Raw genomic sequence first — 26,944 nt, forward strand, 5'->3', positions numbered from 1 at the left:
AACGGCATTTGCTTGCTCCGTCAGTACCAAACGAAGAATATTTGACCGCTTCATCCTCAATTCATCCTCAAGCCATATCACTTTTTACCATATCCAAAGAACCAACGGTTATTTATACCGCTTTCCGCCCAATGCTAGAATCGCGCGTTTATATATCGGCCCGCCGAAAAATCAAATAAATAATATAGCGGCAGAAATAGCTTTTATTCCCTGCCCCTTACACACACAAATATCATGACTGATTCTTCTGCCAAATTACCCAATTTGTGGCTGCTGATTGCCGCTGCCGCCTCCATCCTGCTGATTACCATCGGCATGAGGATGACTTTAGGACTTTTTGTCCTGCCCGTCGTCAACTCGACCGAATTGAGCATGACCCAGTTCAGCCTGATTATTGCCGTTTTCCAATTGATGTGGGGCATATCGCAACCCTTGTCCGGCGCGTTGGCCGACCGTTTCGGCGCGTTTAAGGTTTTAGCTGGCGGTACGGTTCTGTTGATTGCTGCCTGTCTGATGGTGCCGCAAATGCCGACTTATTGGGGGCTGATGCTGGGTATCGGTTTATTGTTGGCATTCGGTACGGGTTCGGGCGGATTTTCCATCATTATGGGACAGGTCGCCGCCAAAACGCCGCCTCATCGGCGCGGCTTGGCTTCCGGCCTGGTCAATGCAGGCGGGTCCGCAGGGCAATTTTTGTTCGCGCCGCTGGTTCAAGGTTTGATTGCCCTGCCCCATGTCGGCTGGACGGGGACATTTTATGTTTGGGCAGTCATTGCCATCTTGATTTTGCCGATTTCTTGGTGGCTGGCCGGCGGCAAACATGCTGCTCATACCGTCCATACCGACGACGGCGGCCAAACCCTGAAGCAGGCCGTCTGCAAGGCTTTCGCCAACCGCAGCTATATCTTGCTGCATTTGGGTTTCTTTACCTGCGGTTTCCACATCGCCTTTTTGGTTACTCATCTGCCGACCGAAATTTCACTTTGCGGCCTCCCTGCTACGGTCGCTTCGACCTCTATTGCCATTATTGGTTTGGCAAACATCGCCGGCTGTATTTTTTCAGGCTGGTGTACCGGCAGATTTTTGGGCAAATACGTCCTCTTCGGTTTATATGCTTCGCGTGTCGCCATGATATTGATTTATCTGGCCGCACCTAAAACCGATTTGAACTTCTATCTTTTCGCCGCCGGACTCGGTTTCACTTGGTTGGCAACCGTCGCCCCCACCGCCGCCATCACCGGCAAACTTTTCGGCACGCGCTACTTGGCCACCCTCTTCGGGTTGACCATGTTGAGCCACCAAATCGGCGGCTTTTTGGGTTCGTACATCGGCGGCATCGTCATCACGCGCTTCAACGATTACGGCTGGATGTGGTACGCCGACGCAGTCTTGGCAGGTGCGGCCGCCCTGTTGAATTTACTGATTCATGAACGGAAAGCGGCTGCCGCCTGACGCGGAAACCTTGGCATTTCAAGGCCGTCTGAAACGTTTCAGACGGCCTTTGCCTTATTCCATTTTTTGTGTTTTATCCACAATCGATATTCCTATCCATTATTTAACACTCCCTTACAAACCCGTTAAAATACTGCCTTTATCATGCTGATTGTCTGACTCTGATGAACTGGTCTTATCTGATCGATGCCATCCCCAAATTCGTCGATGCGGCAAAGCTGACGCTGGAATTGTCGGTATATGGCGTCGTTTTGTCGTTGCTGTTCGGCCTGCCCGTTGCCGTGGTTACGGCATACCGCATCCGCCCCTTCTACGCATTGGCACGCGCCTATATCGAGCTGTCGCGCAATACGCCCCTGCTGATCCAATTGTTTTTCCTGTATTACGGCCTGCCGAAAATGGGCATTAAATGGGACGGTTTCACCTGCGGCGTGATCGCACTGGTTTTCTTGGGCGCAAGCTACATGGCGGAAGCCATCCGCGCCGGTATTCTGACCGTCCCCAAAGGACAGATCGAAGCGGGCAAGGCCATCGGTTTGAGCCGCTTTCAAGTGTTCCGCTATGTCGAATTGCCTCAGGCATGGGCGGTCGCCGTTCCCGCCATCGGCGCAAACGTATTGTTTTTGATGAAAGAAACATCTATCGTCAGCGCGGTCGGCATTGCGGAATTGCTGTTCGTTACCAAAGACATCATCGGCATGGACTACAAAACCAACGAAGCCTTGTTCCTGCTGTTTGCCAGCTACCTGATCATCCTTCTGCCCGTTTCGCTTCTGGCGCGCTGGGCAGAAAACCGCGTACGGAGTGCAAAATATGGTGTTTGACTGGCTGTTTGAAGGACAAAACGCAGCACGCTTGGGCGAAGGCCTGTTGCTGACGGCGCAGATTTCCCTGGCCTCCGTTGCCGCCTCCTGCGTATTGGGTACGCTGTTCGGCTTGGTTTTACGTTCGCGCAACCGGCTCATCCGCTTTATCGGACGGTTTTATCTCGAAACCATCCGAATCGTACCGATTTTGGTGTGGCTGTTCGGCCTGTATTTCGGCCTATCCGTCTGGACAGGCATCCACATCGACGGATTTTGGGTCTGCGTCTGGGTATTCACCATGTGGGGCATCGCCGAAATGGGCGATTTGGTCCGCGGCGCATTGGAATCGATTGAAAAACACCAGGTCGAATCAGGCCTGGCACTCGGCTTGAGCCGCGGGCAGGTATTCCGCTACATCGAGCTGCCGCAAAGCATCCGCCGCGTATTGCCCGGCGCCGTCAATCTGTTTACGCGCATGATCAAAACCAGCTCGCTCGCCTCCCTTATCGGCGTCATCGAAGTCGTCAAAGTCGGCCAGCAAATCATCGAAAACTCGCTGCTGACGCAACCCAATGCTTCATTTTGGGTTTACGGCCTGATTTTTATGCTGTATTTCTTCTGTTGCTGGCCGCTGTCGCTGCTGGCGGCAAAACTTGAACAAAAATGGGAACACTGACATGGCTTTACTGAGCATCCGCAACCTGCACAAACAATACGGCAACGTAACCGCCATTCAATCCTTAGACTTGGACTTGGAAAAAGGCGAAGTCATCGTACTGCTGGGCCCGTCCGGCTGCGGCAAATCCACCCTCCTGCGCTGCGTCAACGGTTTGGAGCCGCACCAAGGCGGCAGCATCGTGATGGACGGGGTCGGCGAATTCGGCAAAGACGTTTCCTGGCAAACCGCCCGGCAAAAAGTCGGCATGGTCTTTCAAAGCTATGAACTGTTTGCCCACATGACCGTCATCGAAAACATCCTCTTAGGCCCGGTGAAAGTACAAAACCGCAACCGTGCCGAAGCAGAGGCACAAGCCGACAAACTGTTGGAACGCGTCGGCCTGCTCGACCGCAAAAACGCCTATCCGTGCGAACTCTCCGGCGGCCAGAAACAACGCATCGCCATTGTCCGCGCCCTGTGCCTGAACCCGGAAGTCATCCTGCTGGACGAAATCACCGCCGCACTCGACCCCGAAATGGTGCGCGAGGTCTTGGAAGTGGTTTTAGAACTCGCCCGCGAAGGCATGAGCATGCTCATCGTAACCCATGAAATGGGGTTTGCCCGCAAAGTTGCCGACCGCATCGTCCTCATGGACAAAGGCGGCATCGTCGAATCGACCGACCCCGAGACCTTCTTCTCCGCCCCCAAAAGCGAACGCGCCCGCCAATTCTTGGCAGGTATGGACTACTGATTTTATTTTCAGGCCGTCTGAACCCTTTTTCAGACAGCCTCCACTTTCAACCAAACATTTGAAAAGGAAACACTCATGCAATTGAATGCCAAATTCAAAGCCCTCCTCGCCTCCGCCGCCATCGCCGTCGGCCTGACTGCTTGCGGAGGCGGCTCCGGCGATGCCCAATCTTCACAAAGCAGCGGCGCGGCAACCGTTGCCGCCATCAAAGAAAAAGGCGTCATCCGTATCGGCGTATTCGGCGACAAACCTCCGTTCGGCTATGTTGACGCCAACGGCAAAAACCAAGGCTTTGACGTTGAAATCGCCAAAGACCTGGCCAAAGACCTGCTCGGCAGCCCCGACAAAGTCGAATTCGTCCTGACCGAGGCCGCAAACCGCGTCGAGTACGTCCGTTCCGGCAAAGTCGACCTCATCCTCGCCAACTTCACCAAAACACCCGAACGCGCCGAAGCCGTCGATTTCGCCGATCCTTACATGAAAGTGGCCTTGGGCGTGGTTTCCCCCAAAGACAAACCGATTACCGACGTTGCACAATTGAAAGACCAAACCCTGCTGGTCAACAAAGGCACCACCGCCGACGCCTTCTTCACCAAAAGCCATCCTGAAGTCAAACTGCTGAAATTCGACCAAAATACCGAAACCTTCGACGCACTGAAAGACGGCCGCGGCGTAGCACTCGCCCACGACAACGCCCTGCTGTGGGCATGGGCAAAAGAAAACCCGAATTTTGAAGTCGCCATCGGCAACCTCGGCCCTGCCGAATTCATCGCCCCGGCTGTTCAAAAAGGCAACACTGACCTCCTGAACTGGGTCAACGGCGAAATCGCCGCCATGAAAAAAGACGGCCGTCTGAAAGCCGCCTATGAAAAAACCCTCTTGCCCGTATATGGCGAGAAAGTCAAACCGGAAGAATTGTTGGCGGAATAAACCGACTATTTTCTCGGCAAAAAGTCACTTTCCCGTATTTCAGCCATTCGATTTGTGATTCATTTAAACAAATATCATATCCGACGACAGGCCGTCTGAACGTGTTATCGATACCTTCAGACGGCCCGTTGTTTAAAAACGAATAACATGATAACCTTTTAATAACGGATGAAATAATTCGTCCGATATTTCTACAAAGCAAAAAGGAAACTATGATGAACCGTCGTCAATTTATCGGCAGCGCAGCCGCCGTCTCCCTCACCGCAGCCGCCTCATTCGCCCGTGCGCACGACCACGCAGGCCATGCACACCATGCCGGCCACGGTGAACACGCACATTCCGCACCCCGTGCCTACGAAGCCGCGCGTAAAGCCGCCGCACATTGCGTTGAAGCCGGCCAAATCTGCCTGGCGCACTGCATCGCCCTGTTGAGCGCAGGCGATACCTCCATGAAAGACTGCGCAACCGGCGTCAATCAAATGCTGGCACTGTGCGGCACCTTGCAAAATCTCGCCGCCCAAAATTCACGCCTGACCCCGTCTTTGGCGAAAGTGTGCATCGAAGCCTGCAAACAATGTTCCGCCGCCTGCAAAGAACACGCCGGCCACCACGCAGAATGCAAAGCCTGCTACGAATCTTGCTTGGCCTGCATTAAAGAATGCGAAAAAATTGCCGCTTAATCAATATTAAAAAAAAGGCCGTCTGAAATCTTTCAGACGGCCTTTTGTTTATGGTTTCGTTCACGCTATTCAGCTGCAAGCTCTTGCTCATCCAGCAGTTTTTTCTTCACAACCGCAGGATTACCAGCGGCCACGCAATAAGGCGGCACGTCTTTGGTAACCACCGAACCTGCGCCGATTACCGCGCCCTTGCCGATGGTAACGCCGCCCATGATAATCGCACGCCGGCCGATCCAAACATCGTCTTCAATCACAATCGGGCGGATGTCCGTATAGCCTTCAAAGCGGCGGGTTTCAGGGTTGAATTTGTGGTTGGTCGAATAAAACAGGCATTCCGGCCCCATCATCACGTTCTTGCCGAGGGTCAGGCCGTGACAGATTTCGCAATTGACGCCGATACCCGAATTGTCGCCGATTACCGTATCCGGAAAAACATATCCGCCTTTTTCGATATTGACATTTTTGCCGATGTTTGGGGAAATGCACGCAGCCAAAGCGGCGCGGAATTTTTGCGCAATCCGGCCGAAGGGTTTGCAATAAGACGGAGGCAACATTCCTCCCCAGACACGCAAAATACGCGTCAATATCCTTTTTTGCATGGATTCCGTCTCCTGTTCGTAAAAGCGTAAATATTAATCAGACTATTATTTTTCTTAAAGTTTCACATCTAGAAGAGGCTTTACATCCTCTTTTCAGTTGAATTACAGCCCGATTACACAATATTTAGTTTGAAACTCTATTCTAAACTGTTCTCGCCTGTTGCGAAACTGCCCGCTACGCAAAATATCCGCTTGACGAAACAGCCAAAAATAGCGAAAATCCCACGCTTAACTGAAGTACAGGCAAAACCCCTGTGCCCGCTTAATCGAAAGGAAATCAAATGAAACAAGGTATTCACCCGAACTACCACGAAATCAACGTTACCTGCTCTTGCGGCAACAAATTCGTGACCAAATCCGCAATGGAAAAAGACAGCTTCAACGTTGAGGTTTGCTCTCTGTGCCACCCTTTCTACACCGGTACTCAAAAAATCGTCGACACTACCGGTCGCGTGGACAAATTCAACAACAAATTCGGCAACCTGTTCAAACGCTAATTGTCGCTTTGTCAAAAAGACTGCTTCGTGCAGTCTTTTTTGCATTCAGGCCGTCTGAAACCTTTCTTTCAGACGGCCTCGCCATATCGGATAAACATCCTTTCAAATACCCGAAAAAACCAGCGGTAAACATGATTTTTACAAAGCTCTCCGTTCCGGCATATCGCGCAAACCCGTCAAACCCTGTACCATTGCCATTCAAACCAACCGTTTTTTGACCTTCCATGCTGACTTACACACCGCCCGATCCGCGCCGCCCCCAAAAAACCCATGAAAAACCGTGGCTCCTGCTGCTGATGGCCTTTGCCTGGCTGTGGCCGGGTGTGTTCTCGCATGACTTGTGGAACCCTGCCGAACCCTCCCTCTTTACCGCCTCCGAATCCATGAAAAACGGCGGCAGCCTGCTGGTTGCACAAATCTTCGGCCAACCCGACTTTACCATCTCCCCAGCTTTTTTGTGGGTAGCAACCGCATTCCAAACCCTGTTTTCGCCTTGGGCGGCTGATGCCTATGATGCCGCACGTTTTACCGGCGTGGTATTCACCGCCGTCGGACTGACTGCCTGCGGTTTTGCCGGTTTCAACTTCCTCGGCAGACACCACGGCCGCAGCGTTGTCTTAATCCTCATCGGCAGTATCGGTTTGCTGCCCATTGCCCACTTTCTCAACCCCATGTCGACTGCTTTTGCCGCATTTGGATTGATTCTGTGCGGCTTTTCACTGGCACGCCGCCGCGTCATTATTGCCATTTTGCTGTTGTGCGGCGGCTGGGTTTTACTCTCCCTTTCCTCAGGCTATCTGCTGACCGCGGCCATGATGTTTTTGGCACTTGCCCTATCGTTCCATTCCACTTGGCAGAGCAAACGCTATCTGCTGACCCTGATTGGCGCCATCGTCGTTTCCCTGCCCCTGCTGATTCTGTATCCGCTGGTTTTATCCAGAACCCATCCCGAATGGTTTGATATATGGTTCAACCATTATTCTTTAGGCGTATTCGGCGGCTTCCATCAAATTCAGACGGCCTTCAATCTGCCCTATTATCTGAAAAACCTGCTGTGGTTTGCCCTACCTGCTTGGCCGCTGGCGGCATGGACGCTCAGCCGCACGCGTATCCACGATAAAAATTGGGGCATTCTGAGCCTGTCGTGGCTGGTTATCATGACAGCCCTGCTCGCCATCAATCCGCAACGCCTGCAAGACAACCTCGTTTGGCTGCTGCCGCCGCTTGCCCTGCTCGGCGCGGCACAACTGGACGGCCTGCGTCGCGGCGCGGCGGCATTTATCAACTGGTTCGGCATCATGGCATTCGGTTTGATTGCCGTGTTCCTGTGGCTGGGCTTCTTCGCCATGAACTACGGCTGGCCTGCCAAACTGGCCGAACGCGCCGCCTATTTCAGCCCGTATTACATCCCCGACATCGACCCGATTCCGATGGCCGTCGCCCTGCTGTTTACCCCGTTGTGGCTCTGGGCGATTACGCGTAAAAACATCCGCGGCCGCCAAGCCGTCACCAACTGGGCGGCCGGCGTTACCTTGGCCTGGGCCTTGCTGATGACCCTGTTTTTACCGTGGCTCAACGCCGCCAAAAGCCATGCGCCGGTCGTACACCAAATGGAAGCCGCACTTTCTTCCGAATTGAAACAGAAACTTTCAGACGGCCTCGAATGTATCAGCATCGACAGCCAAGACCAGCGCACACGCATCGCGTGGACACAATACAGCCGTATTAAAACCACGACCGACAACCCTTCCTGCCGCTACCGCCTCATCCGCCAAGCCGCCAACATCGGTGCACCTTCGGGCTGGCAAACCTTGTGGCAAGGCGCAAGACCGCGCAACAAAGCCGAGACTTTCCTATTGCTGGAAAAAACTGCGGCGCAGTAAACCGCACCAGCCTCAAAACTGAATAACCTCAGTCCAACAAAGGCCGTCTGAAAGAACTTTTATCCTTTCAGACGGCCTTTGACTCACTTTAACACCGCTTCCCGTACAATGGCCCTTTTCCCTTATCTGCCTAAAAATATGAAACCCAACCGCCTTTTGCCCCTCGTCCTCTTATTGACCGCCCTCTCCGCCCATGCCAAAGATTTCATTATCTACGACCGCATGGACTACGTCGGCAAACCCGACCTGACCGCCGACAAACTCTCCAAAGTGTTTTTGGTTTACGAAAGCGAGCTGGTCAAACCCGATCCGACGGGCAAACGCAAACACGGCGTACTCAATGAAGCGCGTATCCGCGAATTGGCCAAACAATCGCGCCGCGAAGGCTACCGCACCATTTCCACCGACATCGAAAGCTGGTTTGCCGAAAAAGACGGCCAACTACTGACACCCGACGAATTGAGAACCGACTTCGCGCGGATGTACCAAATCTTCAGAGAAGAAAACCCGCGCGCCTTCATCAGCAACTACGGCATGCCTTCCGAACACCTGCACGGCATCCGCCACTACCGCCCCAATGTTGACAACGAAGCCATCTTGGCCAAATGGCGGCAAGTCAGCAAACGCCGTGCGCCCACCGCCGCCATCAGCGACTATGCCAATCCTGTGTTCTACATCACTTCCCCCGATTTGGTGCAATGGGAAAAAGACGTGAAAACCGCCGTTGACGACATCCATCAACGCTTTCCCAACAAAAAAATCATCGGCTACATCTGGCCGCAATATTATTCGGCCACCAACAGCCCTTATTTCAAACAGTTCATCGACCCCGTCCGCTGGCGCAAAATGCTTGAAATCAGCAAAAAATACACCGACGGCGTGATTATTTGGTCGGACAAGCGCGATGAAAACAACCAAATCGTGCGCTGGAACGATCCGCGCATTCAAGCCACAATGAAAGCGACTCAAGCCTTCATCCATGCCAATGCCAAAGAAATCAAGGTGGAAGGTTTGCAGAAATATTAAAAACAAGGCGGGCATATTTACCCGCCTTTTTACTTACCTACACAACTGTCTGTATGTTTGACACAACACGCTGCAAAACAACCGTAGCACCAACGCTTCTGCGTTCTTTCACACGTTTTTACCCGTTATTCCTAAACGCAGGCCGTCTGAAAATTGCCCGAATATCCAATACCCTTTACAATACCCGTAATTAAAATACATTTTTCGACACCCCCCTCCTGCATGAGTTCCACACCCTTCATCGAAATGAAAGACGTTGCCTTCGCATATGGCGACCGTCCTATTCTGAACAACATCAACTTCAGCATTCCACAAGGCAATTTCGCCGCCGTAATGGGTGGTTCGGGTAGCGGTAAAACCACGCTGATGCGCCTGATTACGGGTCAAATCCACCCGCAATCGGGTAAAGTGCTGATTGAAGGGCGTGATTTGGCCGCATTTTCAGCGCAGGAGCTGTACGAACACCGCCGCCGCATGGGCGTTTTGTTCCAACACGGCGCATTGTTCACCGACTTATCCGTCTTCGACAACATCGCCTTCCCCATGCGCGAACTGACGGATTTGCCCGAAGCGGTCATCCGCGATTTGGTGGTGTTGAAACTGAATGCAGTCGGTTTGCGCGGTGTTGAAAACCTGATGCCTTCCGAGCTTTCCGGCGGTATGTCGCGCCGCGTTGCCCTCGCGCGTACGATTGCGCTCGACCCTGAAATCATGTTGTACGACGAGCCTTTCACCGGCCTCGACCCGATTTCACTGGGCGTCATCGCCCACCTCATCAGCCGCGCCAACAAAGCCCTGCGCTCCACCAGCGTAATGGTAACGCACGACATCGAAAAATCACTGGAAATCGTCGATCAAGTCATTTTCCTGGCACACGGCGAAATCATGTTCTCCGGATCGCCCGAAGAAATGCGCGAACTCGACTCGCCTTGGGTACGCCAGTTTGTCGGCGGTTTGGCAGACGGCCCCGTCGCCTACCGCTATCCGGCGCAAACGACTTTAAAACAAGACTTGCTGGGCTGATGTTCAGACGGCCTGAAACTTAAACAAGGCCGTCTGAAAACCATTTAACCAATCAACTGAAACCTATGAATTTTATCCGTTCCGTCGGGGCAAAAACCCTCGGCTTCATCCAATCGCTGGGCAGCATTACGCTGTTTTTCCTGCAGATCCTGGCCAAATCAGGTACGGCGTTTGCCCGCCCGCGCCTGAGCATCCGCCAGGTTTACTTTGCAGGCGTGTTGTCTGTCCTGATTGTTGCCGTCTCCGGCCTGTTTGTCGGCATGGTATTGGGCTTGCAGGGCTATACGCAGCTGGCAAAATTCAAATCCGCCGATATTTTGGGCTATATGGTTGCCGCTTCCCTGTTGCGCGAATTGGGTCCCGTATTGGCGGCTATTCTGTTTGCCAGCAGCGCGGGCGGTGCCATGACCAGTGAAATCGGTTTGATGAAAACCACCGAGCAGCTTGAAGCAATGAACGTGATGGCGGTCGACCCCGTGGCACGCGTGGTTGCGCCGCGCTTTTGGGCGGGTGTGTTTTCCATGCCTTTGTTGGCATCAATTTTCAATGTTGCCGGCATTTACGGCGCGTATTTGGTCGGCGTCGAATGGCTGGGTTTGGACGGCGGTATTTTCTGGTCGCAAATGCAAAACAACATTACCTTCCATTACGACGTACTCAACGGCTTAATCAAATCCGCCGCCTTCGGCGTAGCCGTTACGCTGATCGCCGTACATCAGGGCTTCCACTGCGTACCGACTTCCGAAGGTATTTTGCGCGCCAGTACACGCACCGTAGTGTCTTCCGCCCTGACTATCCTCGCCGTCGACTTCATGTTGACCGCATGGATGTTTACCGACTAAAGGCCGTCTGAAACGACACTTAAAAAGAATGAAACAAGGAAATAGCACATGAAAAAAAATGCTTTGGAATTTTGGGTAGGACTGTTTGTCTTACTGGGCGCAGCCGCTATCGGCTTTCTCGCCTTCCGAGCCGCCGGCGGGCAATCGTTCGGCAAATCCTCTCAAACCTACACCGTCTATGCCGATTTCAGCGACATCGGCGGCTTGAAAACCAACGCTCCGGTCAAATCCGCAGGCGTACTGGTGGGCCGCGTTGCATCCATTCAGCTCGACCCTAAATCCTATCAGGCAAAAGTTGCCCTCAATCTGGACAGTCAATATCAGTTCAGCAGCGACGTTTCCGCACAAATCCTGACTTCAGGCTTGTTGGGCGAACAATACATCGGCCTGCAACAAGGCGGCGATACTGATTCTTTGGCGGCAGGCGACACCATTACCGTCACCAGCTCCGCCATGGTTTTGGAAAACCTTATCGGCAAATTCATGACCAGCTTTGCCGAAAAAAACGCAGACAGTGAATCTGCCGGTCAAAACAAACAATAAACACATATCAACCCAATATTCAGGACACTCCCATGAAAAAAACTTCCTTCATCAGCGCATTGAGCATCGGCGTATTGAGCATCAGCATGGCATTTGCCTCTCCTGCCGACGCAGTCAACCAAGTCCGTGAAAACTCCGTTCAAGTGCTGAAAATCCTCAACAGCGGCGATGCCAACACTGCACGCCAAAAAGCTGAAGCCTACGCCATCCCTTACTTCGACTTCCAACGCATGACAGCTTTGGCCGTCGGCAACCCATGGCGTACTGCAACTGACGCACAAAAACAAGCGTTGACTAAAGAGTTCCAAACCCTGCTGATCCGCACCTACTCCGGCACCATGCTGAAATTCAAAAACGCCAAGGTCAACATCAAAGACAACCCGGTCGTAAACAAAGGCGGTAAAGAAATCGTTGTCCGCGCCGAAATCAACGTTTCCGGCCAAAAACCGGTCAACATGGACTTCACCACCTATCAAAGCGGCAGCAGATACCGCGCATACAATGTCGCAGTCGAAGGCGCAAGCTTGGTTACCGTATACCGCAACCAATTCGGCGAAACCATCAAAGCCAAAGGTATTGATGGTCTGATTGCCGACTTGAAAGCCAAAAACGGCGGTAAATAATCCACCCCCGCACCATGCCGCCTGATGTTCAGACGGCATGGTGCCTTACATCATAAAGACACCATGCAAACAGAAATCCGCAACGGCACGCTCTACATCAGCGGCGACGTTACCGTCAAAACCCTGACTGCCTCCGCCTTTGCGCGCTACGAACAACAATGCCGTCTGAAAGAAACAGACAGCATAGACTTCAGCCAAGTAGGCAAAGCAGATTCCGCCTGCGTTTCCCTGCTGCTCAACGCTCTGCGCCGGACAGACAAAAAACCGACCATTCAAAACATTCCCGATTCCGTCCGCGCACTGGCCGAACTTTACGAAATCAAAGACTGGTTGCAATCATGAAAAAAACCACCGCTTCCCTCTGCCTCATCATCAGCCTTGCCTCCGCTCCCGCACTTGCCGAACGCAATCCGGCCGACCCTTACGAAGGCTACAATCGCACCGTTTCCAAGTTCAACGACAAAGCAGACAAATACGTCCTTTCCCCTGTAGCACGCGGCTATCGCAAAGTAACGCCCAAACCGGTGCGTACCGGCGTGAGCAACTTCTTCAACAACCTACGCGATGTTGTCAGCTTCGGCAGCAACGTGCTGCGCCTTGACATCAAACGCGCTAGCGAAGACCTCGTCCGCGTCGGCATCAACACCACCTTCGGCCTTGGCGGTTTAATCGACGTAGCCGGTGCAGGCGGCGTACCCAGCAATAAAAACACCCTCGGCGACACCTTCGCCTCATGGGGCTGGAAAAACAGCAACTACTTCGTCGTCCCCCTGCTCGGCCCGTCTACCGTACGCGATACCGTCGGCAACGCCATTACCACCGTCTATCCGGTTAAAAATGCCGTCTTCCACACCAGCGCAGGACGCTGGGGTACAACCGGCATGCAAGCCATCAACACCCGCAAAGAGCTCCTCGACCTGACCGACAGCCTCGAAGGTGCAGCCATCGACAAATACAGCTACACACGCGACCTTTACATGAAAGTCCGCACCCAACAAACCGGCGGCACGCTCCCTCAAAGCGAAGACGACAATATCGACATCGATGACTTGGTGGACAGCAACACCACTTCCGAACCGGTAGCAGCCCCCCAATCCACTCCGGAAGAAATCCCCGATACAGCCAATCCCCAAACCCTGTATCAAACACCATCAGAAAACCCCTGATTATTCCCAAAAATAAAGGCCGTCTGAAATTCAGACGGCCTTTATCCTCCAAAGGATAGCCAGTCCACCACCTTTGCTATATCATTCAACTATACAGAAACCAAGGAAAACACCATGTACGAAGTCAACCGCAGCGTCTTCCTGCTTATCCCCCTCGATCCTTTTTGGAACTGGCTGAAATCCCTGCCCGGCAATCACCTTGACGGCCTGACACTTGAAGATATCCAAGCCGATGCCAACTCCTACCTCGTTCGCCCGTGCGAAACTGCCGACGAAGTATGGGACGAGATCGAAGCGCGTTTCGAAGATATTTTTGCTGCCGAATTGGCCGACTGGTGCGAAGACGAAAGCGAATGGCCTGATTTGGACGCCGACATTTTCAACGAATGGTTCGACATCCAACTTTCCACCGTGATTACCGACCTCGAACACGAACCAATCGCACGCGAAGAGTTCCAACCCATCAATCTCAACTGATGAAACTGACCGTCCGCAACTACCATCTCGACGGCTACGGCCACGTCAACAATGCGCGCTATCTCGAATTTCTCGAAGAAGCGCGCTGGACGTTTTTTCAAGAGCATGACCTTCTGTCCGAACTCGAAGGCATCATGCTCGTTGTTGCACGCGTCGATATCCGCTATCGCCGTCCGTCGCTCGAAGGCGATGTTTTAACCTTTACAGGCCGTCTGAAAGACATCGGCACACGCCACATCATCCTCAGCCAAACCGCGACCCTGCCCAACGGCAAAGCCGCCATCGAAGCCGAAGTGACCCTTATGCCCGTCAGCAGCGAAAGCGGCCGCAGCATCAGCGTTCCCCAAACCTTAGCACACGCCATTCAAAACCTCGAATCATGAAAAAAATACTCACACTCCTTGTCATTGCCACAATTGGCGCGCTTCTTGCCTTCGTCCTTATCCCCAGCAACAAAGCCGCCCCTGAGTTCGCCCTGCCCGACCTGCAAGGCAAAACCATTACCAATGCCGATTTGAAAGACAAAGTTACCCTCATTAACTTCTGGTTTCCCTCCTGCCCCGGCTGCGTGAGCGAAATGCCTAAAATCATCAAAACCGCCCAAGACTATCAAGGCAAAAACTTCCAAGTCCTCGGCATTGCCCAGCCCATCGACCCTATTGAGAGCGTCCATCAGTACGTCAAAGAATACGGCCTTCCCTTCACCGTCATGTACGATGCCAACAAAACTGCTGCAAAAGCCTTTGGTACACAGGTTTACCCGACTTCTGTCCTGATCGACAAAAACGGCAACATCCTTAAAACCTACGTTGGCGAACCCAATTTCACCCAACTCTATCAAGAAATCGACCAGGCCCTCGCCCAATAAATCCAAGGCCGTCTGAAACCATATTTCAGACGGCCTAAAACCGAAATATCCTTTATAATAAGCAACATTTTATCCGTTCAGACACCAAGCTCCTCTATTAACAAAGGCCGTCTGAAACAACCGAATACCCATAAGAGAACATCATGAAATTTATCGACGAAGCAAAAATCGAAGTCGCCGCAGGCAAAGGCGGTAATGGCGCAACCAGTTTCCGCCGCGAAAAATTCGTACCCCGCGGCGGCCCTGACGGCGGCGACGGCGGCAAAGGCGGCAGCGTTTGGGCAGAAGCCGACGAAAACACCAACACCCTCGTCGAATACCGCTTCGTCAAACGCTACCAGGCCAAAAACGGCGAAAAAGGTCACGGTTCCGACCGCTACGGCGCAGGGGCGGACGACATCGTCCTCAAAATGCCCGTCGGCACCCTCATCCGCGACCTCGACACCGACGAAATCGTCGCCGACCTCACCCACCACGGCCAGCGCGTCTGCCTCGCCAAGGGCGGCAAAGGCGGCTTGGGCAATATCCACTTCAAATCCTCCGTCAACCGCGCCCCGAAACAATCCACGCCCGGCGAAGAAGGCGAAACCCGTTCCCTGCAACTCGAACTCAAAGTCCTCGCCGACGTCGGCTTGTTAGGCATGCCCAACGCCGGTAAATCCACCCTGATTACCGCCGTATCCGCCGCACGTCCAAAAATCGCCAACTACCCCTTCACCACCCTGCATCCGAATTTAGGCGTCGTGCGCATCGACGAAAACCACAGCTTCGTCATGGCCGACATCCCCGGCCTGATTGAAGGCGCGGCAGAAGGCGCAGGCTTGGGACACCGCTTCCTCAAACACTTATCACGTACCGGCCTGCTGCTGCACGTCGTCGATTTGGCACCCTTCGACGAAACCGTCAACCCCGCCGAAGAAGCCCTTGCCATCATCAACGAATTGCGCAAATACGACGAAGAACTCTACGGCAAACCGCGCTGGCTGGTGCTGAACAAACTCGACATGCTCGACGAAGAAGAAGCCCAAGCACGCACCGCCTCCTTCCTCGAAGCCATCGGCTGGGACTACCCGAAACCAGACGACCGCTTCCAATTCGACATGAAAACCCCGCGCCTCTTCCAAATCAGCGCTCTGACCCACCAAGGTACGCAGGAATTGGTGCACCAAATCAACCAATACCTGACCGAGAAAAAACGCATCGAAGCCGAGAAAGCAGAAGCGGAGCAGGCAGCCGCAAATGTCGAAATTATCGAACAGCAGCCTAAAACAGATACTGGCGTGTTTAAGCCAGAGTAAGAAGGATGGTTTCAGACAGACCTTTGACATTAATCAGAATGTCCGAAATTTCACCTATTAGATTTCAACAAAAGGAAGCGTTATTATGGAACTCGAGCTAGTTTCTTCTAAAGAAGAAATTCTCGCTAATTTAATCCGGTTTTCAAATTATCAATTCAGCAAAAATAACTCCCATCGTAATTATTATAAAGACACTCTAAAGAGAGGGAAGATTTTTGTCTTCGCTGATTATGGAGGCAGATACATTTTCTGTCCTAGTAGATTTGTTGGATATAAAAACTGTACCATTCAAAAACACCAAAAAGCCACCAATAAAAACGGTTCTAAAACCACACCCAAAATTAATAGTTTATTGAAAAAGCAACACGATAAAAATGAAAATGCGGAAAATGAATACCAAAAACTTTGCAGAGAACTCAATATTGCTCCTAACGATAAAAAGAGAACATTCTGGGAAATAGATCTCTTGGAGAACATCAATTCCTCTTATACTGGGTTCCCTGATGAAGTAAATCATCAATCAGAATACCAAGAAGGCAGCGTACAACAAGTAATGGTTAATCGATATGAAAGAGATCCTAAAGCAAGGGAAGCATGCTTAAAAAAATATGGTTATAACTGCTCTGTATGTAACTTTAATTTTGAAGATTTCTATGGAGAAATAGGGAAAAATTTCATTCATGTACATCATTTGACACCTGTTTCCAATAATGGTGAACGTTACACAAACCCTGAAAAAGATTTACGCCCTGTATGTCCAAATTGCCATGCTATGTTACATAAAACCAATCGGCCACAACGTATAGAAGATCTCAAACTTCTTATTAAAATGCAGAAAATCATTGATTCATAAACTTTAAGCAAAACACCATGACCACCATCTACAACACCCTTACCCGCCAAAAAGAACCCTTTACCCCCATCGACCCTAAAAACGTGCGCATGTACGTTTGCGGTATGACCGTTTACGACTATTGCCACTTAGGCCATGCCCGTGTGATGGTCGTGTTCGACATGATTGCCCGTTGGTTGCGCGAGTGCGGTTATCCGCTCACTTATGTGCGTAATATCACCGACATCGACGACAAAATCATCGCCCGTGCGGCTGAAAACGGCGAAACCATCGGCGAGCTAACCGCGCGTTTCATTCAGGCCATGCATGAAGATGCCGATGCTTTGGGTGTGTTGCGTCCCGACATCGAGCCAAAGGCAACGGAAAATATCCCGCAAATGATTGCCATGATTGAAACCTTGATTCAAAACGGCAAGGCATACCCTGCCGCAAACGGCGACGTTTACTACGCCGTGCGCGAGTTTTCCGCTTACGGCCAATTGTCGGGCAAATCGTTGGATGACCTGCGCGCAGGCGAGCGCGTGGAAGTGGACGGTTTCAAACGCGATCCGCTTGATTTTGTGTTGTGGAAAGCGGCCAAAGTAGGCGAACCGGCATGGGAAAGCCCTTGGGGCAACGGCCGTCCGGGTTGGCATATTGAATGCTCTGCCATGAGTGAAAACCTGTTCGGCGATACTTTCGATATTCACGGCGGCGGCGCGGACTTGCAGTTCCCGCACCATGAAAATGAAATCGCCCAAAGCGTCGGTGCCAGCGGCCATACCTGCGGCCACGACCACGCGCAAACCCATCATGGTCAAAGCATTGCCAGTCACGTCAAATACTGGCTGCACAATGGTTTCATCCGTGTAGACGGCGAAAAAATGTCCAAATCGCTGGGCAACTTCTTCACCATCCGCGAAGTATTGAAACAATACGACCCGGAAGTCGTGCGCTTCTTCATCCTGCGCGCCCACTACCGCAGCCCGCTGAACTACTCCGACGCGCATTTGGACGACGCAAAAGGTGCGCTGACTCGTCTGTATACCACGTTGAAAAACACTCCTGCGGCTGAGTTTGATTTATCCGAAAACGCCAATGACTACACCCGCCGCTTCTACGCCGCCATGAACGACGATTTCGGCACGGTCGAAGCGGTTGCCGTGTTGTTTGAGCTGGCAGGCGAAGTGAACAAAACCAATGATGCGCACCTCGCCGGCTGCCTGAAAGCCTTGGGCGGCATCATCGGTCTGTTGCAACGCGATCCGATTGAGTTCCTGCAAGGCGGTGCTGTTTCAGACGGCCTCTCCAACGAAGAAATCGAAGACTTAATCGCCCGCCGCAAACAGGCACGCGCGGATAAAAACTGGGCGGAATCCGACCGTATCCGCGACCTTCTGAACGAACACAAAATCATTCTGGAAGACAATGCCGGCGGTACGACTTGGCGCCGCGGTTGATTTCATGACATAGATAAAAGGCCGTCTGAAACTGTTTTCAGACGGCCTTTTTAATTTTGCTATTTCCAAAAGGGCGCAAACATCGCGTCCTTGGTTTAAAACATCATTTCATTTATGCGCCGAATACTTTCAGACGGCCTTCGATTGGTTGGAAGGTTTTTTCGCCGGCTGGAGCTGCAATACCGCCAATCACCATTTGCGCACGCAACAACCAGCTTTCCGGCAAGTTCCATTCTTTGGCAATGGCCGCATCAGGCAGCGGATTGTAGTGTTGCAGATTGGCGCCGATACCGGCAGCCGCCAATGTTGTCCAAACAGCATATTGAATCATGCCATTTGCCTGATCTGCCCAGATCGGGAAGTTGGCCGCATAAGATGGGAACTGCTCTTGTAAGCCTTTGACAACATCTTGATCTTCAAAGAATAAAACTGTCGCCGCGCCTGCTTTAAACAAGTTCAGTTTTTGTGCAGTGGCTTCAAACTGCTCGGCAGGAACAACCGCACGCAACGCTTCTTCGACAAAATGCCACACTTTGGCATGTTCTTCGCCAAACAATACGACCACTCGGGCAGATTGCGAATTGAAAGAAGACGGCGTATGCAAAACGGCGTGTTCGATGATTTTGGTTACTTCCTCATTGGACAGAGGCAGGGTGTTGTTCAATGCATAGATAGAACGACGGGTTTCAGCAGCTTGTTGCAAAACAGAATAAGTCATGATCTTTTCCTTAAATTAATCTTTATCTTTACCAAAAACGTTATCCAGAGCCCACGCTCCGCCACCGGCTACTGCCAGATACAAAAACACGAAGCAGAACAAAACGGCAGATTCGCCATGGTTGGCCAATGGGAACAAAACATCACCAGAAGACGCGTGGGCTATAAAGTAGGCGGCTGCCATCTGACCGGACAAAACAAACGCGGCCGGACGCGTAAACAGGCCCAATATCAATAAGATACCACCGACAATTTCCAAAACACCGGCCACCAGCATCAAGCCTTCGGGCGCACCGCCCATAGACATCGGAAAACTGAAAAACTTGGCCGTACCATGCAACAAAAACAAATACGCCGCAACAATACGCAAGACAGACAATACAACAGGTTGGAATGATTTGAGGGCTGACATCTTAATAATCCTTATTTTAATGGCTACCTGAAGAGGTATGGAGCAATTTCAATAAGTGCAGTATAGATAATTCCCAGTAAGAGATATATACTCGAATTATTGATACAACGTTTCCTAATAAGAAATAATGGATACCCTATTTAGCCTAAAAGTTTTCCGCCAAGTTGTTCAAAGCGGCAGCTTTACCCGTGCCGCCGATCAGCTCGGCATTTCCACCGCCATGGCCAGCAAACACGTCAGCCATCTGGAAAACACCATTCAAGCCAAGCTCTTACACCGCAACAGCCGCAACCTCCATCTGACCGAAGCAGGCGAAGAATACTACCGCCAATGCAGCTACGCGCTGGATACCTTGGACACCGCCGCCCAAAAAGCGGCAGGCGGTACCGACACGCCGCAAGGTATGTTGCGCGTTACCATGCCCCTATGGTTTGCAGGCGGCAATATGAGCGCATGGCTAGCAGAATACCGCCAGCGTTATCCCAAAGTAACGCTCGACCTCGTCCTCGACAACCGCCATATCGACCTCATTGCCGAAGGTTTCGACCTCGCCTTACGCGTTTCCAAAACCCCCTCCCCTTCGCTGATCGTCAAACCGCTGGCCAAAATCGAGTTCGTCCTGCTTGCCGCTCCCGACTATCTGGCCCGACACGGCACACCCGATACGCCCGAATCCGTCATGCAGCATCAAGCCATCCTGCCTTCCTATACCAGTCAACAAAACTGGGAGATTACCCACCGCATTACCGGAGAAAAAGCCATTCTCCACCTCTCCCCGGTTATCCGCAGCGACAACACGCTGATGATCCGCGAACTGATTAAAGCAGGCGCAGGCATAGGCTATCAGCCCCTTTGGGCGGTTCAGCAGGAATTGAAGGAGGGCACATTAATCCAACTCCTGCCCGATTACACCATCTGGACAGATCAACTGAACGCCACCTATGTCGACAGGGCATTTCTCAGTGCGAAAGTGCGCAGCTTTATTGACTTTCTCAATGAAAAAATATCGGAAGGATAAACATCAAGGCCGTCTGAAACACTTTTCAGACGGCCTTTAATCAAAGCAACAATTCAATCAATAATTGGTCGAGCAGAACTGTTCGCGTTTGTCCGCATCAGCGGCATAGCATGTCAAACCCATGCCTGACGCATTGCTGTTGTTCGCTTTCGCACCCGGTTTCTTGTTCACCAAAACCTTACCGTTTTTTCCGATTTCCACGGTGACGTCTTTGCCGTTTTTCAGCTTCCATTTCAACACTTGCGCATCGGCACTTTGACACTTGCTGACCGTACAGCCGCCTTCTGTCGCAACATTGCCGTTTTTATAAATCACGCACTGCTGTTGGCTGTCGGTACAGGCCGCATACGCAGCAACGGAGAAACAGGAAATCAGCGCAGCAAACAAAACAGGTTTCATGGTTTGAACTCCTAAGGTTGTGATGATGGGTTTGTGATATTTGGAACTATACGCTTATTTGAAGATACCTACTACTCTTCAAATATGCATAAGTTGCAGCCATAGAAGCTGAAGCAACTGCCCCATTCAATTGATATGCAGCTCCCGTCAACATAGCACCAGCTGCATTTGCATTACCAGAGAGACCTGCATTGGCTACAGAAGCTCCCATAGCAGCACTTGTAGCGGCGAAAGATAAGGCTGCGATTGCAGCATCAAGGCCATCCAATGAATTTCTATCTGCTTCAGGCGTGGCTAAATATTTCTGAATATTATTAGCATTTTGAATCGCATCAGCAGTACTTAATCCATTTTCGCGTGCAATATTTAAAAAACTAAATCCAGCGTTTGGCATTCTCATACTCCAAATTTTAAACTAAAAACCACAACCCAAAAAACGGAAATACAAATTGCAAAAAATATAAATAAATTAATATACTGAACAATATAAAAAATCATATTAATTTGTTTAAAAAATTTACTTGACTCTGTAATATTACCAATAATAAACTTTACACTAGAGGAAAGAAAAAAAAGAGTGATCCCCCACCATAGAATATATAATTATTAATTCTTACAAAAATAATAAAAATATCATAATATTCTATCCTGTATACATATAAAATTCCACCTAATAAAAAATAACATATCATAAAGATAAAATAAAAAATACATATAAAAATCTTTACCATATTTTAAAATTTCAACCGAAATATCTTTTATTAATTTAATAAATATAGAATGGGTTACAAACCCAATATTCAAAAGTAGTCTAAAACAATATCTGTTTTCCAATAATCTTTCATAACAATAACAAAATACTAAACAGATACTCAACTTATAATTTTGAGTAAAATACCATTACATCTAAAATCTACAATCCATTTCAGATAAACGGAATTTAACTAAAACAAACGTATCATTACAACTGTAAATGCCGGCAAAAGTTGTCTGAAAAGTTTTCAGACGACCTTTAATTGGTTTTCTACCTCACCGCTTCAACTTCGCAAACGCATCCGCCATCGCCGAATTGGTCGGGGCGCGGTCGTTGCGTTGGGGTTTTCGGTCGCGGCGTTCTTGATGTCGGGTTTCAGACGGCCTGTTGCCTTTGGCTGTGCCACCAGCCTCGTCATCCAGCCGCATGGTCAGCGCGATGCGTTTTCTGGCGGCATCGACTTCCAGCACTTTCACTTTCACCACGTCGCCGGCTTTCACCACTTCGCGCGGGTCTTGGACGAATTTATTGGATAAGGCAGAGATGTGCACCAAGCCGTCCTGATGGACGCCGATGTCCACGAACGCGCCGAAGTTGGCGACGTTGGAGACCACGCCTTCAAGTATCATGCCGACTTGCAAGTCGCTGATTTCGTGGATGCCTTCGGCGAATGAGGCCGTCTGAAACTCGCCGCGCGGGTCGCGACCGGGTTTTTCAAGCTCGGACAGGATGTCCAGAATGGTCGGCAGGCCGAAGCGTTCGTCGGTGAAGTCGGAGGCTTTGATTTGCTTCACGCGCTCGCGGTTGCCGATGAGTTCGGCGGCGGTAATGCCTTGTTGCGCCAGCATTTTGGCGACAACAGGATAGGCTTCGGGGTGGACGGCGCTCGCGTCCAACGGCTCTTTGCCACCGTTAATCCGCAAAAAGCCTGCCGCCTGCTCGAAGGTTTTTTCGCCCAAACGCGGTACTTTCAGCAATTTTTTGCGGCTGTCGAACGCGCCGTTTTCATCGCGGTAGGCGACGATGTTTTGGGCAAGGGTTTGATTTAAGCCGGAAATTCGCGCCAAGAGCGGGGCGGAGGCGGTGTTCACGTCCACGCCGACGGCGTTCACGCAGTCTTCGACCACCGCGTCCAGCGATTTGGCGAGCTGGCTTTGGTTCACGTCGTGCTGATACTGCCCCACGCCGATGGATTTGGGGTCGATTTTGACCAACTCGGCGAGCGGGTCTTGCAGCCTGCGGGCGATGGACACCGCGCCGCGCAGGGAAACGTCCAAGTCGGGGAACTCGCGCGCCGCCAGTTCGGACGCGGAATAAATCGACGCGCCGGCTTCGGAAACGACGATTTTGTGCAGCCCCATTTCCGGCATTCCGCCCACCAGTTCGCCCGCGATTTTGTCGGTTTCGCGGCTGGCGGTGCCGTTGCCGATGGCGATAAGTTTCACGCCGTGTTGTTTAATCAGGCGCGACAACGTTGCCAACATATTGTTTTCTTGATGCAAATAGACGATGACGGTATCCAACAGCTTGCCCGTGTCGTCCACTACGGCGCATTTCACGCCGTTGCGGTAGCCGGGGTCGAGACCCAGCGTGGTCAGCCGTCCGGCGGGCGCGGCGAGCAGCAAGTCTTTGAGATTGCGGGCGAACACGGTAATCGCGTCGGTGTCGGCGGCTTCTTTCAGACGGCCTAGGGCTTCAAGTTCCAACGACAAAAAGATTTTTGCGCGCCAAGTCAGGCGCACGGTATCACGCAGCCATTTGTGGCCGTCTGAAACCTTGAAACGGCGGGCGATGATTTGCTCGTATTCGCTTCGCTGCGTAATCGGCGTGTCGTCGGGCTGGTATTTGAGCGCGATGTTCAAAATGCCTTCGTTGCGGCCGCGCAAAACCGCCAGCGCGCGGTGGCTGGGCATGGTGCGGACGGGTTCGCGGTGGTTGAAATAATCACTGAATTTTTCGCCTTCGGTTTCTTTGCCTTCAACGACTTGCGCGTGGATTTCGGCTTCGTTCCACAACTTATCGCGCAGCGTGCCGATGAGTTCTGCGTCTTCGGCAAACTGCTCCATCAGAATCGCGCGCGCGCCGTCCAACGCGGCTTTTACGTCAGGGACGTTTTCGTTCAGGTAGTCCTGTGCGGCGGCTTCAACATCCTGCGGCTGCTCAGCAAGCAACACGTCCGCCAGCGGCTGCAAACCGTGTTCGCGTGCGATTTGCGCTTTGGTGCGGCGTTTGGGTTTGTAGGGCAGATACAGGTCTTCCAGCGCGGTTTTGTTGTCGACGGCTTCAATTTGCGCCCTGAGGTCGTCTGAAAGCTTGCCTTGCTCTTCAATGCTTTTTAAAACAACGGTTTTGCGCTCTTCCAATTCGCGCAGATATTGCAACCGCTCGGCAAGCTGGCGCAGCTGCGTATCATCTAGCCCGCCTGTAGCTTCTTTACGGTAACGCGCGATAAAAGGTACGGTTGCGCCATCATCTAAAAGCTCAATCGCAGCATTGATTTGCGCGGCAGTGGCGGAGAGTTCTTGGGAGAGGATTTGAGTAATGTTCATCAATAGAATTCCAACGGACAGGCCGTCTGAAATTTCAGACGGCCTGATTTAAAAAACAATCGCTTTAAGGCAGCGAATTATAATATTCGTAGGCTTTGTCCATATCTTCAAACTGGTACATATGCCCTTTTTCCAGCACCATCGCATTATCGCAATATTGCTTCATGGCGCTGTGGCTGTGTGACACCAAGATGATAGAACGGTCTTTGCGCTTTTCAAACAACTCGTACTTACATTTATCGGCAAAGCGCGAGTCACCCACTGCAATCACTTCGTCAATCAAATAGCAGTCAAACTCTACCGCCAACGACAAAGCAAATGCCAAACGCGCCTTCATACCTGAAGAATAACGCTTAACCGGCTCATAAAGATATTGCCCCAGCTCGGAAAACTCTTCGGTAAAGTTCTTCACATAATCGATATCGACATTGTAAATCCGGCAGATGAAACGCAAATTGTCCATACCGGTCAGGCTGCCTTGAAACGCACCGGAGAATGCCAAAGGCCAAGAAATACTCATCGTCCGCTTGATTTCGCCCGTGGTTGGCGGCTCAACGCCACTGATCAAACGGATGAGCGTCGATTTACCTGCACCGTTGCGGCCGAGAATACCGATTTTCTCGCCCTTCTCCATTTTGAAGTTGATATCGTGCAAGACTGTCCGCCAACCTTGGCGGGTCAGATAGCGTTTGGAAACGTGTTCAACTGAAATCATTGCGGCTCAACCCCTTTGCTGAATCTCGCCACCATCGCCAAACCAAGCAGCAGCAAAACTAAATTACACAACAAAATATACCAAGGATTTTCGTAAGTCGTAACGCTGTTACCAAAATATCCGGCACGGAACATTTCTGTACCATGCACCATCGGAAGCATCAGCACATAGTGTTGCAACTGCTGAGGCAGGTTGTGTACGAAGAAAAACACGCCGGACAAAGGCATCATCACAAAACTGATGGTACTCCAAACTTTGCCAAACGGCTCAAAGTGAAACGCCACCGAACAGATGACCAGCCCCAATCCAACGGCAAACATTGCCATCAAAAGCCAAGCCAACAACATATAGAAAATATCTGCCGGTACATCAATCCAGCCGATGACGACCAATGCAGCCATAATCACAACCTGCGCAATGGTGGCACCGGCAATCTCCAACAACATACGCGCAAAAATGGTATCTAAAACACGTACATTTCGGTGATACAGCAGGCTTGTGTTGGCCGCAATCGAACCGATGGCGCGATTAGAGGCATTACGCCACATCATCATCATCGGATAGCCTGTCAGCGTGAAAGCCACGATATTCAAAGCCGACACGTTGTGCATGCGGAAAAACTTCCACATCAACACCATAACCAAAGTCAGCAGCAAAGGTTCGACAAATAACCACAAAAAACCAATGTTATTACGACCGTAGCGAGTAATAATTTCACGCATTAAGAGCGCGCCGATTACCCTTTTTTGGATAAGCAGCGACTCCAAAAACGATGTTTTATGTAGCTCTTTCATCAGTTTTTATGCTCACGGATACTTGCAGACAGCAACACGGCAATGCCATAGACAATCAAACCGATGACAAACGTTGCCACAATGTTGTACAGACGGTTTGGTTCATGCGCCAAGTCAGGTTTGTTCGGCTGGGAAATCACTTCCAAATACAATTGCTGACGATCTGCTTCCGCTTTCGCACTTTCCAAAGAAGTCATCGCTGCAGCCAATTGTTTCTCAGCCAATTCGTTTTCCAAATACACGCGCTGATATTCCGCCGCCTGATTGGACAACGAACCCTCGCCACCGCCGGAAATCGCTTTCATTTGTTGCGAGATTTCTTTACGCAAGCTCTTTTCACGCGCAATCAAACCTGGAATTTGCGGGTTTTCAGGCGTAACGGCTTTTACCTGGTCAAGCTGGGTTTGAATGACAATCAACTCGTCCTGCAATTTGGATACCAAACCCATTTGCACATCGGATTGCGCCTTCAAGTCGAAAATACCGTTGGATACACGAAATTTCGTCAATTGGGCAGAAGCCTCTTTAACTTGTTCTTCAGCCGAATTGACCACTTCTTGAGCATAACGAATCGTATCCTGACGCGCACGTTCGTTCAGCTGGTTGATCAATACCTCACCCTGTTTGAGCAAAGCATCATTAATCTTTTGAGATTCACCGGCATTGAACGATGTAACGCTCAAATTGGAAATGCCTGAGACAGAGTCAAAATGGATGGATACCTTATCGCGGTAGTATTGATAAAAGGCCTCATCCTCGCCACGCAGGCCAAAACCATTAAAACGGCTGAAAATATCGCCTTCTTTTTCATAAAAATCACGAACGGGCATTTTCTTACGCAACGCGTCCAAAGCCGATCGCGACTGCATATATTCCTGTACGGTATAAATATCGTCTTGAGCACGAGAGAAACCCGAACCCTGCAAAATGGCACCTAAGCCGTTCAAAGACGATTGGCTCTTAGGAGAACGCACCACAAAGCTGGACTGAGATGTGAACTGATCAGAAGCAAATAGTCCGTAATACACACCGGAACACAAAGTCGGCACGATAACCGTTGCCCAAAGCAGCGGATTAATCTTACGCGACCAAGACTTCTTGGCCTTTTTCTTTTCAGGAGCCGGTTGTTCCGGTTTCACATCCACATTTGCAGAAACTTGCTCAGACATTAT

Annotated in this window: 32 protein-coding genes; 22 read left to right on the forward strand and 10 right to left on the reverse strand. The window is 51.1% G+C overall.

The window, feature by feature from the left end; translation table 11 throughout:
• Positions 1–234: 234 nt before the first annotated feature.
• The 6 genes from ACTHTG_RS04935 to ACTHTG_RS04960 all read left to right on the forward strand — a co-directional run bounded on the left by ACTHTG_RS04935 (position 235) and on the right by ACTHTG_RS04960 (position 5,277).
• Entirely contained in the window at positions 235–1,452 is a 1,218-nt protein-coding gene (locus tag ACTHTG_RS04935; protein WP_003748037.1) for an MFS transporter, read from the forward strand.
• A gap of 164 nt (positions 1,453–1,616) precedes the next feature.
• Positions 1,617–2,276 carry an amino acid ABC transporter permease gene (locus tag ACTHTG_RS04940; RefSeq protein ID WP_308538555.1) on the forward strand — a complete coding sequence of 220 codons (660 nt, stop codon included), beginning with the start codon at positions 1,617–1,619 and terminating at the stop codon, positions 2,274–2,276.
• Positions 2,266–2,934, forward strand: a complete 669-nt coding sequence (locus ACTHTG_RS04945) for an amino acid ABC transporter permease (RefSeq protein WP_049344971.1) — start codon at positions 2,266–2,268, stop codon at positions 2,932–2,934. The genes ACTHTG_RS04940 and ACTHTG_RS04945 overlap by 11 nt, the downstream gene beginning before the upstream one ends.
• Position 2,935: 1 nt before the next feature.
• A complete protein-coding gene (locus ACTHTG_RS04950) occupies positions 2,936–3,667 on the forward strand; it encodes an amino acid ABC transporter ATP-binding protein (protein WP_308538556.1) in 732 nt (243 codons plus the stop codon).
• A 75-nt stretch (positions 3,668–3,742) separates the two neighbouring features.
• Positions 3,743–4,597 carry an amino acid ABC transporter substrate-binding protein gene (locus tag ACTHTG_RS04955; RefSeq protein ID WP_036492138.1) on the forward strand — a complete coding sequence of 285 codons (855 nt, stop codon included), beginning with the start codon at positions 3,743–3,745 and terminating at the stop codon, positions 4,595–4,597.
• 215 nt (positions 4,598–4,812) lie between these two features.
• Positions 4,813–5,277, forward strand: a complete 465-nt coding sequence (locus tag ACTHTG_RS04960; protein ID WP_308538557.1) for a four-helix bundle copper-binding protein — start codon at positions 4,813–4,815, stop codon at positions 5,275–5,277.
• A 65-nt stretch (positions 5,278–5,342) separates the two neighbouring features.
• On the opposite strand, the gene ACTHTG_RS04965 is transcribed toward ACTHTG_RS04960, so the two are convergent.
• Entirely contained in the window at positions 5,343–5,876 is a 534-nt protein-coding gene (locus ACTHTG_RS04965) for an acyltransferase (protein WP_036492142.1), read from the reverse strand.
• A gap of 281 nt (positions 5,877–6,157) precedes the next feature.
• On the opposite strand from ACTHTG_RS04965, the gene rpmE reads away from it, so the two are divergent.
• Positions 6,158–6,373 (forward strand): 50S ribosomal protein L31, encoded by a 216-nt coding sequence (gene rpmE / locus ACTHTG_RS04970; RefSeq protein ID WP_003681847.1) that lies wholly within the window; start codon positions 6,158–6,160, stop codon positions 6,371–6,373.
• Here rpmE and ACTHTG_RS04975 read toward each other — a convergent pair.
• A complete protein-coding gene (locus tag ACTHTG_RS04975) occupies positions 6,363–6,599 on the reverse strand; it encodes a hypothetical protein (protein ID WP_308538558.1) in 237 nt (78 codons plus the stop codon). The genes rpmE and ACTHTG_RS04975 overlap by 11 nt on opposite strands.
• On the opposite strand from ACTHTG_RS04975, the gene ACTHTG_RS04980 reads away from it, so the two are divergent.
• The 14 genes from ACTHTG_RS04980 (at position 6,598) to cysS (ending at position 18,414) form a co-directional block, all read left to right on the forward strand.
• Positions 6,598–8,256, forward strand: a complete 1,659-nt coding sequence (locus tag ACTHTG_RS04980; RefSeq protein WP_308538559.1) for an ArnT family glycosyltransferase — start codon at positions 6,598–6,600, stop codon at positions 8,254–8,256. The genes ACTHTG_RS04975 and ACTHTG_RS04980 overlap by 2 nt on opposite strands.
• A gap of 138 nt (positions 8,257–8,394) precedes the next feature.
• Positions 8,395–9,282, forward strand: a complete 888-nt coding sequence (locus ACTHTG_RS04985) for a hypothetical protein (protein WP_223168973.1) — start codon at positions 8,395–8,397, stop codon at positions 9,280–9,282.
• A gap of 222 nt (positions 9,283–9,504) precedes the next feature.
• Positions 9,505–10,305, forward strand: a complete 801-nt coding sequence (locus ACTHTG_RS04990) for an ABC transporter ATP-binding protein (protein ID WP_049323595.1) — start codon at positions 9,505–9,507, stop codon at positions 10,303–10,305.
• A gap of 65 nt (positions 10,306–10,370) precedes the next feature.
• A complete protein-coding gene (gene mlaE, locus ACTHTG_RS04995; RefSeq protein ID WP_003683792.1) occupies positions 10,371–11,147 on the forward strand; it encodes a lipid asymmetry maintenance ABC transporter permease subunit MlaE in 777 nt (258 codons plus the stop codon).
• A gap of 48 nt (positions 11,148–11,195) precedes the next feature.
• Complete coding sequence (mlaD, locus tag ACTHTG_RS05000; RefSeq protein WP_049329454.1) at positions 11,196–11,690, forward strand: outer membrane lipid asymmetry maintenance protein MlaD; 495 nt, start codon at positions 11,196–11,198, stop codon at positions 11,688–11,690.
• A gap of 32 nt (positions 11,691–11,722) precedes the next feature.
• Positions 11,723–12,313 (forward strand): MlaC/ttg2D family ABC transporter substrate-binding protein, encoded by a 591-nt coding sequence (locus tag ACTHTG_RS05005; protein ID WP_049332874.1) that lies wholly within the window; start codon positions 11,723–11,725, stop codon positions 12,311–12,313.
• Positions 12,314–12,376: 63 nt separating this feature from the next.
• Positions 12,377–12,655 (forward strand): STAS domain-containing protein, encoded by a 279-nt coding sequence (locus ACTHTG_RS05010; RefSeq protein WP_036493932.1) that lies wholly within the window; start codon positions 12,377–12,379, stop codon positions 12,653–12,655.
• On the forward strand, positions 12,652–13,479 hold the full coding sequence (locus ACTHTG_RS05015) for an MlaA family lipoprotein (protein WP_049350934.1): 828 nt from the start codon (positions 12,652–12,654) through the stop codon (positions 13,477–13,479). The genes ACTHTG_RS05010 and ACTHTG_RS05015 overlap by 4 nt, the downstream gene beginning before the upstream one ends.
• 114 nt (positions 13,480–13,593) lie before the next feature.
• The gene (locus tag ACTHTG_RS05020) at positions 13,594–13,956 is read left to right on the forward strand and encodes a hypothetical protein (RefSeq protein WP_003681812.1); all 363 of its coding nucleotides are present in this window, start codon (positions 13,594–13,596) and stop codon (positions 13,954–13,956) included.
• Entirely contained in the window at positions 13,956–14,339 is a 384-nt protein-coding gene (locus ACTHTG_RS05025; RefSeq protein WP_070826656.1) for an acyl-CoA thioesterase, read from the forward strand. The genes ACTHTG_RS05020 and ACTHTG_RS05025 overlap by 1 nt, the downstream gene beginning before the upstream one ends.
• Positions 14,336–14,824 (forward strand): peroxiredoxin family protein, encoded by a 489-nt coding sequence (locus ACTHTG_RS05030; protein WP_440360554.1) that lies wholly within the window; start codon positions 14,336–14,338, stop codon positions 14,822–14,824. The genes ACTHTG_RS05025 and ACTHTG_RS05030 overlap by 4 nt, the downstream gene beginning before the upstream one ends.
• 143 nt (positions 14,825–14,967) lie before the next feature.
• Positions 14,968–16,122, forward strand: a complete 1,155-nt coding sequence (gene obgE, locus ACTHTG_RS05035) for a GTPase ObgE (protein WP_308538560.1) — start codon at positions 14,968–14,970, stop codon at positions 16,120–16,122.
• Positions 16,123–16,207: 85 nt separating this feature from the next.
• The gene (locus tag ACTHTG_RS05040; protein ID WP_004519062.1) at positions 16,208–16,975 is read left to right on the forward strand and encodes an HNH endonuclease; all 768 of its coding nucleotides are present in this window, start codon (positions 16,208–16,210) and stop codon (positions 16,973–16,975) included.
• Between the two features lie 17 nt (positions 16,976–16,992).
• A complete protein-coding gene (cysS, locus tag ACTHTG_RS05045) occupies positions 16,993–18,414 on the forward strand; it encodes a cysteine--tRNA ligase (RefSeq protein ID WP_004519063.1) in 1,422 nt (473 codons plus the stop codon).
• A gap of 112 nt (positions 18,415–18,526) precedes the next feature.
• Here the strand turns inward: cysS and ACTHTG_RS05050 are convergent, their stop codons facing one another.
• Together ACTHTG_RS05050 and ACTHTG_RS05055 are read right to left on the reverse strand one after the other, a co-directional pair.
• Positions 18,527–19,132: a nitroreductase family protein gene (locus ACTHTG_RS05050; RefSeq protein ID WP_285070932.1), complete on the reverse strand. Its 606-nt coding sequence runs from the start codon at positions 19,130–19,132 to the stop codon at positions 18,527–18,529.
• A 15-nt stretch (positions 19,133–19,147) separates the two neighbouring features.
• Entirely contained in the window at positions 19,148–19,543 is a 396-nt protein-coding gene (locus ACTHTG_RS05055) for a DoxX family protein (protein WP_070587938.1), read from the reverse strand.
• Positions 19,544–19,670: 127 nt separating this feature from the next.
• Here ACTHTG_RS05055 and ACTHTG_RS05060 point away from each other — a divergent pair, with 127 nt between their 5' ends.
• Positions 19,671–20,561 carry a LysR family transcriptional regulator gene (locus ACTHTG_RS05060; protein WP_004519066.1) on the forward strand — a complete coding sequence of 297 codons (891 nt, stop codon included), beginning with the start codon at positions 19,671–19,673 and terminating at the stop codon, positions 20,559–20,561.
• A gap of 57 nt (positions 20,562–20,618) precedes the next feature.
• On the opposite strand, the gene ACTHTG_RS05065 is transcribed toward ACTHTG_RS05060, so the two are convergent.
• The 6 genes from ACTHTG_RS05065 to ACTHTG_RS05090 all read right to left on the reverse strand — a co-directional run bounded on the left by ACTHTG_RS05065 (position 20,619) and on the right by ACTHTG_RS05090 (position 26,941).
• On the reverse strand, positions 20,619–20,960 hold the full coding sequence (locus ACTHTG_RS05065) for a hypothetical protein (protein ID WP_004519067.1): 342 nt from the start codon (positions 20,958–20,960) through the stop codon (positions 20,619–20,621).
• Between the two features lie 46 nt (positions 20,961–21,006).
• Complete coding sequence (locus ACTHTG_RS05070) at positions 21,007–21,354, reverse strand: hypothetical protein (RefSeq protein ID WP_039861883.1); 348 nt, start codon at positions 21,352–21,354, stop codon at positions 21,007–21,009.
• A gap of 635 nt (positions 21,355–21,989) precedes the next feature.
• Positions 21,990–24,263, reverse strand: a complete 2,274-nt coding sequence (locus tag ACTHTG_RS05075) for a Tex family protein (protein ID WP_308538561.1) — start codon at positions 24,261–24,263, stop codon at positions 21,990–21,992.
• Between the two features lie 64 nt (positions 24,264–24,327).
• Positions 24,328–24,978, reverse strand: coding sequence for an ABC transporter ATP-binding protein (locus tag ACTHTG_RS05080; RefSeq protein WP_003747991.1), 651 nt, complete (start codon positions 24,976–24,978; stop codon positions 24,328–24,330).
• Entirely contained in the window at positions 24,975–25,772 is a 798-nt protein-coding gene (locus ACTHTG_RS05085; RefSeq protein ID WP_004519071.1) for an ABC transporter permease, read from the reverse strand. Before ACTHTG_RS05085 ends, ACTHTG_RS05080 begins: the two co-directional genes overlap by 4 nt.
• The gene (locus tag ACTHTG_RS05090; RefSeq protein WP_107696784.1) at positions 25,772–26,941 is read right to left on the reverse strand and encodes a capsule biosynthesis protein; all 1,170 of its coding nucleotides are present in this window, start codon (positions 26,939–26,941) and stop codon (positions 25,772–25,774) included. The genes ACTHTG_RS05085 and ACTHTG_RS05090 overlap by 1 nt, the downstream gene beginning before the upstream one ends.
• Between the last annotated feature and the right edge of the window lie 3 nt (positions 26,942–26,944).

This window comes from Neisseria sp. P0017.S009 (assembly GCF_051957375.1).
GTDB classification, from domain to species: domain Bacteria; phylum Pseudomonadota; class Gammaproteobacteria; order Burkholderiales; family Neisseriaceae; genus Neisseria; species Neisseria perflava.